Below are 17354 nucleotides of genomic sequence, written 5' to 3' on the forward strand. Positions count from 1 at the left end.
TTCGTCTCCTTCGCCTTAATGCGGCGATATTTGGATTAATGGAGCATTTCGGGGCAATTAAGACATGTTAAAGCGTTTATTTGTAACAGGCACGGATACCGACGTCGGTAAAACCGTGGTTTCCCGCGCCTTGCTGCAGGCGCTCGCCGCGCAGGGCCGTTCGGTAGCCGGCTATAAGCCGATCGCGGCGCATTGTCAGGAAACCAGCGAAGGCATTCGCAATAAAGACGCTTTGGTTTTACAAGCGTCTTCGACCTTGCCGCTGTCGTACGAGGAAATTAATCCCATCACCTGTCTGGATGAGGTGTTTCACGCTAATGCCACCGAGGATATCAACTACGGCGTGATGAGCAGCGGGTTGCAGAGTTTGTCCGCCAGAGCCGACACCGTGGTCGTGGAGGGCAGCGGCGGTTGGCGTGTGCTGATGAACGATCTGCGTCCCTACGCCGAGTGGGTGATCCAGGAACAATTGCCGGTGGTATTGGTGGTGGGAATCAAGCTGGGTTGCGTCAGCCACGCCTTGTTAACCGCACAGTCGATCATTAATGACGGCTTACCTTTGTTGGGATGGGTAGCGAACCGGATTAACCCGGGGCTGGCGCATTACGCAGAAACTATTGAAGCCTTGCGTCAACGCATTCCTGCGCCGCTGTTGGGCGAAATCCCTTATCTGCCGCGCGCCGAGCAGCGCGAACTGGCGCACTATCTCGATATCTCCGCGCTGCTGAACCGTTAGGCGTTGTGATAGACCGACACTGAACGCAAGCCGCGCGACACGGTGGTGGCTATCACGCAGGCCAGCAGAATGCCGGGCAGCAAGGTGTATTCGCCGGTCATCTCAAACACCATCAACGCGGCCATGATCGGCGCGTGAGTGGTGGCGGCCAACAGGGTCGCCATGCCGGTCAACGCCATCAGCAACGGTACGGCTGCGCCCAGTTCGGGCCAGGTGGCGCACAGTTGCCCAACCAGCGAGCCCAGCGCAGCCCCGACAAACAGCGTTGGGGTGAACACGCCGCCAGGCGCGCCGGAACCACTGCTGGCAAGCACCGCCAACAGTTTGCAGATCAAAATGGCGCCGACCAGCAATACGCCGGGCGGCGCGCTGAGCAGAGACTGCACCACGCTGTAGCCATTGCCCCACACTTCAGGAAACAGCAGCGACAGCAAACCAACAATGAATCCGCCCAACGCCAGCTGTAGCGGCGGCGTCAGGCGCAGCGAGCGGAACGCATGGCCGGAAGCTGACATCGTCCACAGGAACAGCGGGCCGCAGATACCGGCCAGTATCCCGAGCAGCGCCATCAACAGATATTGCACCGGCCAGGGCGCAGGCAGCGGCTCCACCAGATACAGCGGCGCCTGGCCACCGTTGAGCAAATTAGTCACCAGCAGCGCGCTGACGGCGGCAATCACCACCGGGCCGAGCGAAGCCAGCATCAGAGTGCCAAACAGAATTTCGGCGATAAACAGGCTGCCCGCCAGCGGCGCGTGATAGGCGCTGGCCATACCGGCGGCCGCACCGCAGGCCACCCACAGTTTCCACTCTTTCTCATGGGTGAAACGCTGGGCAAATACCGATCCCACCAGCGCCGCCAGCAGGATCATCGCACCTTCGCGGCCGATAGCGCTGCCGCTGGACACCACCAGCAATGAAGCCAGGCATTTAATCAGGCTGGCGCTGACATCAAGCCGCCCGTCGCCGGTTTCTATCGCTTCCATATAATCGGTGGGCGCTATTTGCCGCTGATGCTGATAACGCTGATAAACCCACAGCAACAAACCTGCCGCCAGGCCGCCCAGAGCCGGAGTCAAGGCTCTGCGCCAGCCCGGTAATGCCGCGGCGGCGGCCACCAGGCTGCCATCTTCGTGATCGAGCAATGCCCACTCCAACCCGAGCATGGCGCGGTGAAACAGCCAAACGACCAACGCGGCGGCAATGCCCAGAAAGATGGCGGTAAACAGGCGGCGCAGCAGGGCGCGATAGTGATGCAAGTGGACCCATCGTTTCATGAGGCGGTAAAATCGTGAGAAAAATGAAAGGTTCAGTTGGGCATTGTGCTTGCCGGTCCGGCCGAAGGCCAGAGAATCTTTTTAGATTCGCTGCTGGGATCGTGGTTTCAACGGGGAAGCGATAAATTCCGTTGATTTACGGTTACGTTGTCACTAAATGTTCAAATGATGCGTTTTTCGCCATTGAAAACAGGGAAGTAGACACAGCTTACGGCAGCGTTTAACTCGGCGGGTATAATTTGATGACAATAAAAATCCAGAGCCAAACAACGCTATGACAAATAACGACTCATCTGCACCCCTCGCTCATCGCCCGCTGATTCTGATCGCCTGCATGCTGGCAATGTTCATGTCAGCCATCGAGGCGACCATTGTCGCCACGGCGATGCCGACCATCATTGGCGATCTCGGCGGTTTCTCGCTGCTGGGCTGGGTCTTTGCGGTCTATTTGCTGGCACAGGCCATCACCATTCCGATCTATGGCCGGCTGGCGGATCTATTGGGCCGCAAACGGGTATTTTTCTTTGGCGCATCGCTGTTTTTACTGGGATCGGTGTTGTGCGGTTTTTCGCCCAACATGTACTGGCTGATTGGTTTTCGGCTGTTGCAGGGGCTGGGTGCCGGGGCGATTATGCCGATTGCGACCACCATTATCGGCGATATCTACAGTGCGACCGAGCGGCCGAAGGTCATGGGCTATCTGTCCAGCGTGTGGGGCGTGTCGGCAATCATCGGTCCGTTGCTGGGGGCGTTTATCGTCCAGCATTTGCCTTGGGCGCTGGTGTTCTGGGTCAACTTGCCAATCGGCCTGCTGGCGATGTTTTTCCTCGGCCGCTATCTGCCTTCCAGTAAACAGGTGCGGAAACACGCGCTGGATCTGGCGGGCACGGCGTGGCTGACGCTGTTTGTCGCGGCGCTGCTAATGTCGCTGCTGCAGGCGGAAAGTCTGGGGTGGTGGGTGTTGCCGCTGTTGTCGCTGGCGGCGGTTTCGCTGATGCTGCTGATCCGCCAGGAACGCCGCGCGCCAGAGCCGCTGTTCCCGCTGGCATTATGGCAAAGCCGGGTGATTGTGGCCGGCAATATTGGCGGGGTGGTGATCGGTGCGGCGATGATGGGGATCAGCGCTTTTCTGCCGACCTTTATTCAGGGCGTGATGGGCGGAACGCCGCTGGAAGCCGGAACCACGCTGGCGCTGATGTCGATCGGTTGGCCGCTGGCCAGCACCCTGAGCGGGCGGCTTATGCTGATGACGTCTTACCGTACCACCGCGTTGCTGGGGGCGCTGTTGTTGGTCGCTGGCGGGTTGATCTTATTGCTGCTGCAGCCGAACGGCGGTCTGTTGTGGGGCCGGTTGGCGGCCTTTATGGTGGGCGCCGGCATGGGGCTGTGCAACACCACGTTTCTGGTTTCAGTGCAAAACGCCGCGCATCACAGCATTCGCGGCATAGCCACCGCCTGTACGGTCTTCACCCGGATGATGGGGTCGGCCATCGGCACCGCTATTCTGGGCGCAACGTTGAACCTTAACTTGCAGTATCGTCTGCCGCAAACCGCCGATCCGGTGCAGCAACTGATGGAGCCGGCGGTACGTGGCGCAATGACGCCGGAAAAGCTGGCCGATATCATTCAGCAGGTGGCCGCTTCTTTACATTGGGTGTTTTTGGTTTCCGCACTGATTTCGTTGCTGGCGCTGGCGGCGGCGATGTTGATTCCCGCGAGGCATAGGCCGCAAGGCGAGGGTGAAGAGGCGGAACAGGCATAAAGAAAAAGGAAAGGGCGCAGATTGCGCCCTGAACTGCGGTTATTGTGCGGTTTTGGTGTCCTGACTGGTGCCGGTCTGAGCCGCGTCACCGTTGTCGTCGCCGTTGCTCAGGCGGGTATAGACAATTTTCTGGGTGTCGTTTTCGCAGTGACCAACGACCAATCCGCCAGCCTGTTGGGCCTGGTCATTGGGCACGATGTCCAGCTTGAAGCCGGATTCCGGTACGCCGTTTTTGACAATTTTCTGTGAAATGTCCGCCTTCACGCTTTCGCATGAAGCCAAGGCTGCCAAGGGGGCTGCGGTTAGCAGCAGTGCACCCAGGATAAGCGCTTTTTTCATCAATTCGTCCTTATTTGAGCATGAGCTTCCTTTGTCACAATAGCAGCAATGGCGGCGGAGGTTAACGTTCGCCGCTTGCTGCGGCGTGATTAAGGATTAATCTGACGACCGGTCTGGCGATCCAGACACTTGCGGGTGTTCGGTTCCCAATAGGCGTTAACGTTCAGGCTGTCGTCGCAGCGGTCTTCGCTATCAATCGCCTTGTCTACCTTGTCGAACTCTTTCTCCACGCGGGTGTTGACCTTATGGCGCAGGGATTTGGTGTCGTTAAACTGTTCTTTGCTCTGGCGTGCCGCTTCGGTGCTCATGGCGCCGCTGTTGCTGCCATCGACGGTTACGCAGGTGCTGCCCTGAGTGCAGGTAGCAGCCAACGCTGGAGCCTGCCAGGCACCCATAAACATCAGCATGGCGACCGGCAGCATCCTGCGCAGCAGTCGTTGAGTAGAAAGTGTTTTCATCGTTTCATCCTTATGAGTTAGTGTTGCCGAAGGAAGGTAACACTGGCTTAATCGCGCCCGCGGGCGTGGCAATAAATATACCACCGAGCCTTGATGCTGCACCAGTCAAGCACCGCTTCGTTTACTTTATAGAGAGAAAATCAGTACCCATGTTAAAGACTACCCTGCTATTTTTCGCCACCGCGTTAGCCGAAATTATAGGCTGCTTCTTGCCCTACCTGTGGCTGAAAAAAAACGCCGGCGTTTGGTTGTTGCTGCCGGCGGCGGCCAGTTTGATGCTGTTTGTCTGGCTATTGACGCTGCACCCGGCCGCCAGCGGGCGAGTTTATGCGGCTTATGGCGGTGTCTATGTGGCAACGGCGCTGCTGTGGTTGCGGGTGGTGGACGGGGTTAAGCTGTCGGCGTTGGATTGGCTGGGCGCCGGGGTGGCGCTGGCGGGGATGTTGATTATCGTTTCAGGCTGGCGTGCCGCCGGATAACCCGGCGGCACGGGAAAAATCAGGACTCGCGGTGGATGTTCAACCCGGCGAAGGACTGGCTGACCGGCATGATTTCCAGCGTATTGATATTGACGTGGGCCGGCAGGGTCGCCACCCAGAACACCGACTCGGCGATATCTTCCGGCGTTAGCGCATTGGCGCCGTCGTAGATCTTGTCAACTTTGCCATCATCGCCTTTGAAGCGCACGTTGGAGAACTCGGTTCCACCCACCAGCCCAGGCTCAATGTCGGTGACGCGGATGCGCGTGCCGTGCAGATCGGCCCGCAGACCCAGGCTGAACTGTTTGACGAAAGCCTTGGTCGCACCGTAAACGTTGCCACCGGCATACGGCCAGTTGGCGGCGACTGAGCCGATGTTGATCACATGGCCAATGTTGCGTTCGACCATCGCCGGCAGCAGGGCGCGGGTCATGTTCACCAGGCCTTTGGTGTTGGTATCGATCATGGTATCCCAGTCGTCGGCGTCGGCTCTGTGCGCAGGTTCCAGGCCCAACGCCAGACCGGCGTTATTCACCAGCACATCGATTTGGCGCAGCGTTGCAGGCAACTCGTCGATCACCTGCTGAATAGCGGCGCGATTGCGCACGTCCAGGCGGACGATATGCAGCGCGTCACCCAGTTCGTCTTTCAACTCTTCCAGACGTTCAACGCGACGTCCGGTGGCAATCACCTGGTGGCCTTCGCGGATAAAACGTCGTGTGATAGCCTCGCCAAAACCTGATGTGGCGCCCGTGACAAAAATGATCATGTGACTGTTCCTCAAGTGTTTATACCCTATATGCTATTAGGATTAGCATAATCCCACATCAAGTGGCAGCGGTTATCTGCATGTGCGGTAAAAAACAGTCATCGATGCGGGCAAACGGGCAGTTTTCGGTCAGTTGGCAACGAAGGGATAAGGGCCGGGCCGCTAAACGATGATCAAGGGGGCGGCCCGGTAAAACGCTTAAAGCTGTGGCGGGACGTGGTAGACCACGCAGTCGTATTTGGTGTTTTCGCGCCGGCCGGCTGCCACGCCGCCGAGGGATTCAGCGATGCGTCGGCTGGGGGTGTTTTGCTCGGCCACCGGGTAGACAAAGTGCTGCGGCCGGTAACGCTCACTGGCCCAGACCGCCATGGCGTGGACAATTTCGCGGCCATAGCCGTGGCCCTGCTGAGTCTCTTTCACCCAAATGCCCAGTTCCGGCGTTTGGCTGTGCAGATCGTGTGCGCCGCCCATGCCGACAAACCCTTTACCGTCGCGCAGACGGGCAACAAAAATCACTTCCTCGCCTTCACGGATCAGCGGTAACCAGGCTTGCCAGACGTTGGCGAAGGCCTCCGGCGACTCCTCAGGTTCAAAATTCATAAAACGCGTCAGCGTAGGGGTAATCGCCTGGTAAACCTCGTCGGCGTCTGCTGCGGTAAATGGAGCAATCAACAACCGGTCGGTGTTAAGGCGGCACTGAGAAAGGTCACTGTGAATCATTATTATTACCTCGCTTTTCAGGCCAAAACGGCAAAAAATCCGCGCCCGTCAAAACGGGGCGGATCATCGATATTACGTTGATTAGCGACAGATGCGACTTATTTTTGCGGCAGGTGCGGTGCCAACAGCAACAGGTCGGCCTCCGACAGACGGTCCGGCGCGGTGGCGGCCTGGTGCCAATAAGGATAAATCAGTGGCGGGCGGCTCACTTCCTCCAGCCGCTGAAAGTCCTCCTCATTCAGGTGCAGATTGGCCGCTTGCAGGTTGTCCTGCAGTTGGGTGTCGTTGCGAGCACCGATCACCACCGAGGTGATGGTAGGCCGCGCCAGCAGCCAGGCCAGGGCGACTTGAGCCGCAGACACGCCGTGCGATTGGGCGATATCCACCAGCACGTCGACGATATCGTACAGCCGTTCCTCGTCGCGCACCGGTGGTTCGCCCCAGTTGGCCAGGTGACGGGTGCCTTCCGGCGCAGGCTGATTGCGGCGGTATTTACCGGAAAGCAGACCGCCGGCCAGCGGACTCCACACCAGGACGCCGACGCCCTGATCCTCTGCGATCGGCAGCAGTTCATACTCTGCCTCGCGGGCCTGCAGCGTGTAATGAATCTGCTGGCTGACCGGGCGCACCAGGCCCAAACGTTCGGCGGCGCCCAGGTGTTTCATCAGGTGCCAGCCGGAAAAATTGGACACGCCGACGTAACGCACCTTGCCGCTGCTGACCAGATGCTCCAGCGCGTGCAGGGTCTCTTCAACCGGCGTCAGGCCGTCCCATTCATGCAGTTGGTACAAGTCGAGATAATCTGTGTTTAGCCGCCGCAGGCTGGCTTCGCAAGCGCGGATCAAATGATGGCGAGACAGCCCCGCGTCGTTCGGGCCGGCGCCCATCGGGAAGCGCGCCTTGCTGGCGATCAGCACCTGCTGGCGTTTTTTGCCCAGCGCCTGGCCCAGGATCTCTTCCGCCTTGCCGGCGGAATAGACGTCGGCGGTATCGAACAGGTTGATGCCGGCGTCGATACAGCGGTCTATCTGGCTGCGGGCTTCGTCAACGCCGGTATCGCCGGTTTTGGCGAATTTGCCTGCGCCGCCAAAGGTCATGGTGCCGAGACTCAGCGCCGAAACTTTCAGGCCGGAATGGCCAAGCTGACGGTATTGCATCGTTTAACTCCTTGCCTTGGTTGCCACGGATTCATCAGCGCCAGCCGGTGCCGACGAAGGGGATTTTTTCCGGCGAACTTCGCTGCCGGCATCGGGATTCAACGTCAGACTGTCTGCCACCGCCAACAGGGCGATAACGCCGATAACCCCAAACGCCAACTGGAAATCGACCAGCGGCAGGCGACCGGCCGACTGCGGTATCAGCACTTCCGCCAACCGCAGCGCCAGCGCACCGATGGCGATGCCCAGGCCGCTGCCCAGTTGCTGCGATACGGTGAACAGGGTATTGGCACCGCCCATCTGCGGCTGCGGCACTTCGGAGAACGCCAGCGTATTCAGAGCGGTGAACTGCATGGAACGCGTCAACCCGCTGACGAACAGCAACGCCACGATCAGCCAGGTCGGGGTCTGCGGCGTCAACAACGCACAGGCAAAAATGGTGGCGGCGTTCAGCAGCCCATTGACTACCAGCGTGGTGCGAAAACGGAAACGATAGAGTACGGCAGAGGTAAAAGGCTTCATCGCCAGATTACCGGCAAACACCGCCAGCACCAGCAGCCCGGCGTCGAAGGCGTTGAGACCAAAGCCGATCTGGAACAGCAGCGGCAGCAAAAAGGGCACGGCGCCAATGGCGATGCGGAACAAGGCACCACCCCAAATAGTGACGGCGTAACTTTTTATTCGCATTGCCCACAGATCGATCAACGGGTACGCGGTGCGTTTGGCGTGGCGCACCGCCAGCGCGCCCAGCGCCAGGCTGCCGAGGATGCACAGTACCGGCACCAGCCAGGAGAGCTGCGGGTGATTGATCAGGTCCAGGCCGAACATCAGGCCGAAGCAGGCGATGCCGGTCAGCATGAAGCCAATGGCGTCAAACGGTACGCCTTTCTGCGGCGTTTCTTGTGGGATCAACCGCCAGGCCAGCCACAGAGCGGCGACGCCCAGCGGCACGTTGAGAAGAAAAATCCAGTGCCATGACGCGTAGGTGGTAATAAAACCGCCGACCGGCGGGCCAAGGATTGGCGCCACCAGCCCCGGCCAGGTAATGGTGGCGATAGCTTTTATCAGGTCCGGTTTGGCGGTATTGCGCAGCACCACCAACCGGCCGACCGGCACCATCAGCGCGCCGCCAAAGCCTTGCAGAATACGGGCAGCGGTGAAGGTGGGCAGGTTAACGCTGGCGGCACACAGCACCGAGGCCAGGGTAAAAATCATCACTGCGGCGGCAAAGATATTGCGCGCGCCAAAGCGGTTGGCGATCCAGCCGCTGGCGGGAATAAACACCGTCAGCGTCAGGATATAAGCGGAAATACCGATGTTCATGTCCACCGCCCGCACGCCGAAAGCGGCCGCCATCTGCGGCATGGCGGTGACAATCACCGTACCGTCGAGGTTTTCCATAAAGAAGGCGCCGGCCACCAGCAACGGTAGCGCGCCGGCGCGTGAAAACCAGCTCATGGCAAAGCGCGCCGGGTGGCGCACAGACAGAATGCAGGCATGACAAGAAACCCCGTTTCAAAAAATGTAATCCGGACGAGTTTTCGAGCATAGCGCATCGGACACAGGTTAAAAAGAGGTTAAGCAGGTGATGATTAGCGAGCGTAGCGATCTGCGCTCGCAGAGGGGAACAGCCAGTTTCAGCCCGGCTTTTTCGGGCCGAAGTCAGGCTAATCAACACTCAGCTTTCGCTTAGCCGCTGGCCGCTGGCGGCGTCGAACAGGTGGATCGCGTCGATGTTGGGCGCCAGCCACAGCGGCTGGCCGTTTTCTGCATTGATACGGCCGCTGAACTGCACATGCAGTCGGTAGCCGCCCCAGGTCAGGTGCAGCAGACTGACGTCACCGGTGATCTCCATCAGTCGAAGCTGGGCGGGCGGCTGTTCGCTGACCTCCACCAGTAGAAAATCATGCGGGCGCAGCCCGAGGATCACGTTACTGCCCGCAATTGCCTGCCGCCACTTATCGGGCAGCGGCAGCCACAGCTCACCACAGGTTACGCCGGGGCGATCGCCGCGCGGCGTGACGATACCCTCCAGCAGGTTCATGGGCGGCGAACCGATAAAGCGCGCCACAAAGGTGTTGGCGGGCGCGTCGTAGATCTCCAGCGGCCGGCCCTGTTGCACGATATTGCCGTCTTTCATCACCACGATTTGATCGGCCAGCGTCATGGCCTCAATCTGGTCGTGGGTGACGTACACCGTGGTGGTTTTGAACTGCTGATGCAGCGATTTTATCTCGGCGCGCAGCTCCATGCGCAACTGGGCGTCGAGGTTTGACAACGGCTCATCGAACAGAAAGACCTTCGGATTGCGCACCATGGCTCGACCCATCGCCACCCGCTGGCGCTGACCGCCGGACAGCTCTTTTGGATAGCGCTGCAACAGGTGATCGATCGCCAGAATGCGTGCCGCCTGCTGCACTTTGCTCTGCTGTTCGCTTTTGCTGACTTTCATGACCTGCATGTGAAACGCCATGTTTTCCGCCACCGTCAGGTGCGGATAGAGCGCATAGCTCTGAAACACCATGGCGATATCGCGATCGGCGGGGTCCAGATCGTTAATTTTCTGTTTATCCAGCAAGATAGCGCCATCGGATAGCGTATCCAGCCCGGCCAGCAACCGCAACAACGTGGATTTACCGCAGCCGGAGGGACCGACCAGCACGGTAAAGCTGCCGTCGGGAATGATCAGATCCAGCGGATTGAGCACCCGCTGTTTGCCATAATATTTGGCGACTTTCACCAGTTCTACGCTTGCCATCAGATCATCTCTCCGGCGCAGGTTTTCAGGGTGTTCCAGTCCAGGTATTGACGCGGCGAACTGCTGATGGCGTGGCTGGCGGCGCGAATGCCCCAGCGCAGCGCCACCGTGGCCGAATGGCCGTGCAGGCCGGCGGTCAGGAACCCGGCGTTGAAACTGTCGCCGGCGCCGATGGTATCGACCACCTTGATCGGGTGCGCCGCAGCCTGCAACAGCCGTTCTCCGCACCACATGCGCGCGCCGTCCGCCCCGCACTTGACCACACAGGCGGCGTCGGTCGGTTGCTGGCGGTTCAGGGTGCGGGCGGCGGTGTACAGATCTTCATGGCCTGCCATGCCGCAGGTTTCCACTTCATTCAGCAGCAGAATGTCGCAGAACGGCAACCAGTCGGCGATCTGCCCGCGCAGCGCGTCGCTCCAGCCCTGCGGCGGCCAGCCGGTGTCCACCGCAATGCGGTAGCCGCGCTGGCGCAGCGTTTGCAGCAGCGCCGGGTAATCCGCCAGCAAAGTGGTGCACAGGAAGGTGCCGCATAACAGTACGGTGTCGCCGTTGCCGGCGAACAGCGGGATCTGGTGCAGCACGTCATCTTGGCTCAGGCGGGTGATGTGCCCTTGATTGCTGAAAAAGGTGCGTTCGTTGTCGGGGTGCGTCACGCCGAAGGTCAGTGAGGTTTCACAGCTGTAGGTCGGCCAGTACAGCGAGCTTTCCGGGAACAGCTGCGCCAGCCAGGGGCTGAAATAGTCGTTGCCTTGATTGGCCACCAACCGATAAGGCGTCTCCAGCGCCGCCAAAGCCAGAGCACAGTTGCCGGCCGAGCCGCCGGGGCGCAGTTCGCTGTGATCCAGCATCGCCTCGGTGCCTTTCTGCGGCCACTGGTGCAGGGTGCTCATGATCACGTCGACATTGATATTACCGACCACGTACAGGGTGGGTTTGGTATTGGTATTCATCATGTGAATTTTTTCCCTTTTAAGTCAGCCCTTGCTGCCGCCGCTGGTTAACCCGCTGACCAGCGTTTTTTGCAGCCAAATGGCAATAAAGAGTGGCGGTATGGCGGCCAAAATGCCGACTGCGGCGATCAATCCGTCATCGGTGGCGCGCCCCGCGGTGAAACCGGCGATAGTCACCGGCAGCGTCTGGGCCTGAATATTGCTGGTAAACAGCAGCGCGTAGAAAAATTCGTCCCAGGCCAGCAACCAGCCGAACAGCGCCGAGGCCCCGAGCGCCGGTTTCGCCAGCGGCAAGGTGATGCGCAGCAGCACCTGCCACTGACGCAGCCCATCCAGCCGTGCCGCCTGCTCGATATCGATAGGCAGGGCGTCGAACTGATTCTTCAGCATCCAGGTGAGAAACGGCAGGATCAGCGAGCAGTAGACCAGCACCAGGCCGATATGGGTGTTCAGCAGCGCCAGCTGTTGCAGAATAAAGTACAGCGGCAGCACGAAGGCGACCGGCGGCACCATATAAATCGCCAGACTGGCGAACAGCCAGCCGTCGCGGCCCGGATAGCGTGAGAAGCTGAACGCCGCCGGGATCGCCAGCAGCAGCGAAATCAGCGTGGCGCAGCAGGCCACCAGCAGGCTATTGAACAGCGCGTGCAGGAACAGTACCCCAGGCTGGCCGGCCTGCAACGACAGCAAGCTGCCGTAGCGTGAAAAGTCCCAGCGGCGCGGCAGCCATTCCAGCGGCACGCGGGTCAGATCGGCGGAGGAACTGACGCTCATCAAAAACAGCCACAGCATCGGCGCGAGGATCGACAGCGCCAATAGCAGCGCGGCGCCATAGCGCAGTATCAGGCGGATTTTACGCTTCATCGGCGAGGCTCCTTCGGCGCTGGCGGAACAGCATCAGCATGTAGAGTGCGATCAGCAAACCGCACAGCAGGGTCATCAGCACGGCGTAGGCGGCGCCGCTGCCGGCACGCAGATAGCTGAACGATTCCTGATAAACGAAGAAGCTGAGGGTCTTGGTGCTGTCCATCGGCCCGCCGCGGGTCATCACGTAAATGATGTCGAACACCTTGAAGGCGTCGATGGTGCGTAACACCAGCGCCACCGCCAGCGGGGCCAGAATGGCGGGCAGGGTGATGGCACGGAATCGCCGCCAGGCGGAAGCGCCGTCCAGTCGGGCCGCCTCGTACAGATCCTCCGGGATAGATTGCAGTGCCGCCAGCGTCAATAGGGTGATCAGCGGGTAGTTTTTCCAGATATCCGCCAGCATCACCGCGTTCAGCGCCGAGGCGGGATCGCCCAGCCAACTGCGGTAATGGTCAATGACCCCAAGCTGGGTCAGCAGCGCATTGATGCTGCCGTAATCCGGGTTGAAGTTCAGCCGCCACATTGTCGCGTTGACGATGGTGGGCAGCGCCCAGGGCAAAATCACCAGCACCCGCAGCAGGTTGCGGCCGTGGAATTGCTGGTTGAGCAACAGCGCCACCAACACGCCAATCACCCCTTCGAACGCCACCGAAACCACGGTGAAATACAGCGTGCGCCACAGCGCGGCCTGGAAATCCGGGTCGGTCAGGGCATACAGAAAGTTATCGACGCCGACCCAGGCAGGCGTTACACCGTCACCGACAAGCGCCGCGTCGGTAAAGCTCAGCCACAGGGTGCGGCCCAGCGGCCAGGCGGTTAACAGCAGCATCATCAGCAGCATGGGTGCCAGCAGCACCCATGCCTGACGCCGCTCACGTTGGGGCAAAGTGAGCATCGTCATCCCTTAACGCAGCCGTGCCGCGCTTTTGGTGGCCGCATCCAGGCCCGCTTGCGGCGTCACCTTGCCTTGCAGGATCTGCTGCAAATCTTGCTGCAATCCATTGGAAAGCCGTGAGTAATCGGCAGTTTCAGGGCGCGATAACATCACGTTCAACGACTGTTTGGCGGCGGCGATCAAGGGTTGCTGGTCTTTCTGCACCGCCGGGTCGTCGTAGGAAGATTTCCAGATCGGCAGGCTCAGTTTGGCGTACTTATCCTGTACCGGTTGGGAGGTCATGTAGCTGATGTACTGCCAGGCCTGATCCGGGTGGGCGCTGGCCTTGGCGATGCCGAGGCCCATCGAGCCGTTGACGGCGGAAACCTGGCCCTCAACCGATCCCGGTGCCGGCACGATGCCGACATCGCCGGCCACTTTGCTCTGCTTCGGATCGTTGGCCATGTTGTACATATAGGTCCAGTTGAGCGCGAAGGCGGCGTCGCCGTTAGAGAAGGCTTTGCGCACGTCCTCTTCCAGATATTCGCGCGAGTTCGGGTTGGTCAGCCCCTTGTCCAGCGTGTCTTTCATATAGCTGGCGGCCTGTAATGAGCCTGGGGTGGAGAAGTTGATTTTCCCCTGCTGGAAGAACTGCCCCTTGAAGGCGGACACCAGCGTGGTGTAATCGCAAACCAGCGCCTCGGCCTGTGACCAACTCCACACCAGCGGATATTTGACCACGTTTTTCTGTTTCAGGATTTCTGCCTGCTGCGCCAGTTCCTGCCAGGTTTTCGGCGGGGCGCTGATGCCGGCCTTGGCCAGCATGGCTTTGTTGTAATACAGGTATTTGGTATCGAGGATCCACGGCATTCCCCAGCGCTTGTCTTTATAAGTGACGGTGGTCATGGCGCCGTCGAAAATCTTGCCGCTGTCGTCGGCGCTGATGCGCGAGGTGACATCCTGCAGCAGGCCGAACTTAACGAATTCGGCCGGCCAGATGGCGTCGAACAGCACTACGTCGTAGCCGTTGCTGCCTGCGCCGCGTGCCGCGATGATTTTATCGTGCAGCGCTTCGTAAGGGACGAACTCGAGGTTAACGGTGATGTCCGGGTGCTGTTGGGTGAAATCGGCGGTCATGGCGCGGATATCGTTTTCGCTATAAGCCGCCTGGGTCATAAACAGCGCGTTGATTTGCGTAGGGGCGGCAAAGGCGCTTGAGATGCAAAACGCCAGGGCAGACAGAGTACAGGCGGCCTTAGCGGCGCGGATAGGGCTTTTCATGGTGCGTTCTCCGGTGTTAAAAAGATTCTTAAATCAATTTGATTGCTTTAATGGAGGGCACCATACTGCAAACACCGATTTCCCTTTCTGCATAGGCAGTTATGACGACATCCGGCACTAACCTTGAACATGCTCGTGCACACAACCGGCGCGTAGTGATAGAGGCAATCCGTCTGCACGGCGAATTGACCCGTGCCGAAATCGCCCGGCTGACCTCACTGACGCCGCAAACCGTTTCAAACATCGCGACAGAGCTGGAACAGGCCGGCATTCTCTCCTCGCACCTGCCACGCCGTGCCGGAGGGAGAGGCCAACCGGCAACGCCGTTGACCCTCAATCCAGACAGTGCGTATTCCATCGGCATCCATCTGGACCACCAGTCGCTTCTGATCATTGTCGTTGATCTGTCTGGAAGCGTTCGTTTCCATCGGCTGATTATGGTGCAAAAGCCGCAACCTGCCGCGACCTTGAAACTGATTTGTGATGTAGTGCAAGAAATGCGCCAACAGCCAGATATGGCTTGGGGAAAAATGCTGGGCATCGGCGTGGTGATGCCGGGGCCGTTTGGCGTGGAAGGGATCTCCTCCGTTGGGCCGACCACCCTCAACGGCTGGGAAAATATCGATGTAGTGGCTGAACTTAACGCGCAGAGCGGCCTGCCGGTGACGCTGGAGAATGACGCCACCGTCGCCGCCATCGGCGAACGTCTGCACGGTGTGGCCAGGCAGCTCAATTCGTTTATTTATCTGTATCTCGGCACTGGCCTCGGGGCGGGGATCTTCACTGACGGGCGCATTTATACCGGTCATGCGCACAATGCTGGTGAAATAGGCCACATGATTGTGCAACCGGGTGGGCGGGCTTGTTATTGCGGCAACCAGGGTTGCCTTGAGCGCTACGTCTCGCTGCAGGCAGCCTATGAGAGCTGCGGGCTGGATCCGATGCGTGCCATGCCGCAGGATCTGCTGGCATTGCCGCAGGCGCAGATCGACCTCTGGCTGGATTCTGCGGTGCCTGCGCTGCGCCAGGCGATCAACATCGTCGAGTGTATGTTCGATGCCGAAGCGGTGATTATTGGCGGACTGATGCCGGAAAGCATTGTTGAACAGTTGATCAAACGATTGGCGCCCTTGCACCGCTCGGTGCGCAGCAAATACCTCGATGGTCTGCGCGTGCGGTTGGGCACAACAGGCGCGGATACCGCAGCATTGGGGGCGGCGGCGCTGCCGCTGTTCGACGAGTTTAACCCGCGTTATGAAGTGCTGTTGAAATAGCCGTAAAAAAGGCTCCTGAAAAGGAGCCTCAGACTGCTGACAAAGCCCGTTATTAGGGAGAGCGTGCCGAAGGGGTCGTAGCGGCTTGCCCGCCGACCCATTTGCCGGGAGCAAATTGGAACGACTTCATGTCGGCCCGCAGGGTGGGACACACGGATGTGTCCCATAATGGCCCCTCGGTGCGCTAGGCCCGGGTATCTCGGATTCAAAGACAACTTTGTCATCAAACTCAGGCTCCTGAAAAGGAGCCTTTGCCGTGAACCTAACTTACCGTGCTAATGCACTGCTTTCTTTCCAGAGAATATTGACGGTTTCCGCCGGATTCCACCCCTCGTTTGAGGTGTGGGCCTGTAAGCATTGATAGGTTTTCCCCTGATAACGGACCTTGTCATCCACTTCATACCGCGTGTTGAGCGCCCATTCCGGAATGTTGCCACCGCCGCTGGTGCTCAGGATCAACACATTGCTGGGCAGGGACAGGTAATCCCGCACATCTATGGCCGCGACAAAATAGCGGTATTCGGTGCCGCCGCTGAGCCCGGCGTCCGTATATTCATGCTGCGTCGGCGACGTGGTGCCCACCTGAATGCCGTTGCGATAGACATAATAATGTTTAAGTGCATGGCTGCCTGTCGACGCTGACCACATCAAACGCACGGTATCGGCGGTGACGCCCATCGAATGCAAATTGCCAGGTGCGGTAGGAGGATTGTCCTCACCGCCTTCATTGAGGGTGCGAACCACGATCGAATTCCCCGGCAGCGATTGATTATTTTCACTGTCCGTGGCGGAGACGAAATAGGTGTAGTTCGTGTCCGGGGCCAGATTTTTGTGAGTATAGTTGAGCGTCGGCGCATCAAGTTTCACCAACAGGTCACCGTTGCAAAAAACGGAGTAGCTGGCGATGGGGTGCGTACCATTGGAGGCTGACCAGGCTAACTCAAGCGAATTTGTGGTCACATGAGGGGCATGCAAGCCGCCCGGAGGGGTCGGGCGCTCATTCCCGCCGGCATCGGTGAAGTTAAGATCGATAACCTGATAAAACGCATTGCCGGTATTGGCGACTTCCCAGATGGCGAGCAACACATGGTAGCCACTTCTCTCCGGCAGCGTCAGTTGATGGATTGTCGGCTCCGGCGGCGTTAACGCTGCCTGGTGATCCCAATGCGGTTGAGCGGACAGCTCTGCTTTATAGAATGGCTCCGATTCGAACTGGTCGCGCGCGAGTTTGCGTTGCGGATCCCAATCGGCCTTGGTGATGAAATAGTTCCAGCGGCGCGTGAGATGCAGCGCATGGTATGCCCAGGACACCGTGAGGGGCTGGCCCGCTTTGACCTCATGTTTGCGCCATTGGGTACCGGGTTCGTCGAGGAATAGCGCGCCCGGCCAGCCGCCGCTGGCGATTTGCCCATCCGCCGCCGGGACATTGCTGAGATCGTCGGTTGGCGCAATCGGGTCATGCAATCCGCCTACGGTGGCGGGGAAGAATTTTCCTGCCTCCAGAGAACTCGGATCGGTATCCGTCAGCTTGCCCTCTTGGTAGGCGAATATGGCGCGAGATTCGGGGGAAAACACATGCCCATGGCGAGGTTGATTACGTCGTGCGTTAGCCATTTTACTTCTCCATTTATTCAATGAGATATCAATAGTTCT

The 17354-nt window shown here is 59.3% G+C and carries 17 protein-coding genes; 4 read left to right on the top strand and 13 right to left on the bottom strand.

Translation table 11 applies throughout. From position 1 onward, the window contains the following. Positions 1–64: 64 nt before the first annotated feature. Positions 65–736, top strand: coding sequence for a dethiobiotin synthase (bioD, locus tag SERAS12_RS11235; protein WP_013812763.1), 672 nt, complete (start codon positions 65–67; stop codon positions 734–736). Here the strand turns inward: bioD and clcB are convergent. Then, positions 733–2013, bottom strand: a complete 1281-nt coding sequence (gene clcB / locus SERAS12_RS11240) for a voltage-gated ClC-type chloride channel ClcB (protein ID WP_013812764.1) — start codon at positions 2011–2013, stop codon at positions 733–735. The two genes, bioD and clcB, sit on opposite strands and share 4 nt — an antisense overlap. 274 nt (positions 2014–2287) lie before the next feature. On the opposite strand from clcB, the gene SERAS12_RS11245 reads away from it, so the two are divergent. Further along, entirely contained in the window at positions 2288–3775 is a 1488-nt protein-coding gene (locus SERAS12_RS11245) for an MDR family MFS transporter (protein WP_013812765.1), read from the top strand. Positions 3776–3814: 39 nt separating this feature from the next. On the opposite strand, the gene SERAS12_RS11250 is transcribed toward SERAS12_RS11245, so the two are convergent. Beyond that, the gene (locus tag SERAS12_RS11250) at positions 3815–4114 is read right to left on the bottom strand and encodes a DUF1161 domain-containing protein (protein WP_013812766.1); all 300 of its coding nucleotides are present in this window, start codon (positions 4112–4114) and stop codon (positions 3815–3817) included. An 89-nt stretch (positions 4115–4203) separates the two neighbouring features. Continuing rightward, positions 4204–4572: a DUF1283 family protein gene (locus SERAS12_RS11255; protein ID WP_013812767.1), complete on the bottom strand. Its 369-nt coding sequence runs from the start codon at positions 4570–4572 to the stop codon at positions 4204–4206. Between the two features lie 149 nt (positions 4573–4721). Here SERAS12_RS11255 and SERAS12_RS11260 point away from each other — a divergent pair, with 149 nt between their 5' ends. Then, positions 4722–5051, top strand: a complete 330-nt coding sequence (locus SERAS12_RS11260) for a YnfA family protein (RefSeq protein WP_004944027.1) — start codon at positions 4722–4724, stop codon at positions 5049–5051. Between the two features lie 19 nt (positions 5052–5070). On the opposite strand, the gene ydfG is transcribed toward SERAS12_RS11260, so the two are convergent. From ydfG to SERAS12_RS11305, 9 genes are all read right to left on the bottom strand, one after another. Continuing rightward, entirely contained in the window at positions 5071–5820 is a 750-nt protein-coding gene (ydfG, locus tag SERAS12_RS11265; protein WP_006325026.1) for a bifunctional NADP-dependent 3-hydroxy acid dehydrogenase/3-hydroxypropionate dehydrogenase YdfG, read from the bottom strand. Between the two features lie 198 nt (positions 5821–6018). Next, positions 6019–6540 carry a GNAT family N-acetyltransferase gene (locus tag SERAS12_RS11270; protein WP_013812768.1) on the bottom strand — a complete coding sequence of 174 codons (522 nt, stop codon included), beginning with the start codon at positions 6538–6540 and terminating at the stop codon, positions 6019–6021. Between the two features lie 98 nt (positions 6541–6638). Then, positions 6639–7697 (bottom strand): aldo/keto reductase, encoded by a 1059-nt coding sequence (locus SERAS12_RS11275; protein ID WP_013812769.1) that lies wholly within the window; start codon positions 7695–7697, stop codon positions 6639–6641. A gap of 3 nt (positions 7698–7700) precedes the next feature. Beyond that, positions 7701–9155: an MFS transporter gene (locus tag SERAS12_RS11280; protein ID WP_013812770.1), complete on the bottom strand. Its 1455-nt coding sequence runs from the start codon at positions 9153–9155 to the stop codon at positions 7701–7703. A 220-nt stretch (positions 9156–9375) separates the two neighbouring features. Then, positions 9376–10455: an ABC transporter ATP-binding protein gene (locus SERAS12_RS11285; protein ID WP_013812771.1), complete on the bottom strand. Its 1080-nt coding sequence runs from the start codon at positions 10453–10455 to the stop codon at positions 9376–9378. Then, on the bottom strand, positions 10455–11408 hold the full coding sequence (locus SERAS12_RS11290; protein WP_013812772.1) for a carbohydrate kinase family protein: 954 nt from the start codon (positions 11406–11408) through the stop codon (positions 10455–10457). The genes SERAS12_RS11285 and SERAS12_RS11290 overlap by 1 nt, the downstream gene beginning before the upstream one ends. Positions 11409–11429: 21 nt before the next feature. Further along, a complete protein-coding gene (locus SERAS12_RS11295; protein ID WP_013812773.1) occupies positions 11430–12269 on the bottom strand; it encodes a carbohydrate ABC transporter permease in 840 nt (279 codons plus the stop codon). Beyond that, on the bottom strand, positions 12259–13167 hold the full coding sequence (locus SERAS12_RS11300) for a carbohydrate ABC transporter permease (protein WP_013812774.1): 909 nt from the start codon (positions 13165–13167) through the stop codon (positions 12259–12261). The genes SERAS12_RS11295 and SERAS12_RS11300 overlap by 11 nt, the downstream gene beginning before the upstream one ends. A 9-nt stretch (positions 13168–13176) precedes the next feature. Beyond that, on the bottom strand, positions 13177–14427 hold the full coding sequence (locus SERAS12_RS11305) for an extracellular solute-binding protein (RefSeq protein WP_013812775.1): 1251 nt from the start codon (positions 14425–14427) through the stop codon (positions 13177–13179). A gap of 101 nt (positions 14428–14528) precedes the next feature. On the opposite strand from SERAS12_RS11305, the gene SERAS12_RS11310 reads away from it, so the two are divergent. Continuing rightward, positions 14529–15701 carry an ROK family transcriptional regulator gene (locus SERAS12_RS11310; protein ID WP_013812776.1) on the top strand — a complete coding sequence of 391 codons (1173 nt, stop codon included), beginning with the start codon at positions 14529–14531 and terminating at the stop codon, positions 15699–15701. Between the two features lie 267 nt (positions 15702–15968). Here SERAS12_RS11310 and SERAS12_RS11315 read toward each other — a convergent pair whose 3' ends face one another. Then, a complete protein-coding gene (locus tag SERAS12_RS11315) occupies positions 15969–17315 on the bottom strand; it encodes a lytic polysaccharide monooxygenase (protein WP_013812778.1) in 1347 nt (448 codons plus the stop codon). Positions 17316–17354: the final 39 nt, after the last annotated feature.

The sequence above is a fragment of the Serratia sp. AS12 genome (assembly GCF_000214195.1).
GTDB lineage: Bacteria > Pseudomonadota > Gammaproteobacteria > Enterobacterales > Enterobacteriaceae > Serratia > Serratia plymuthica.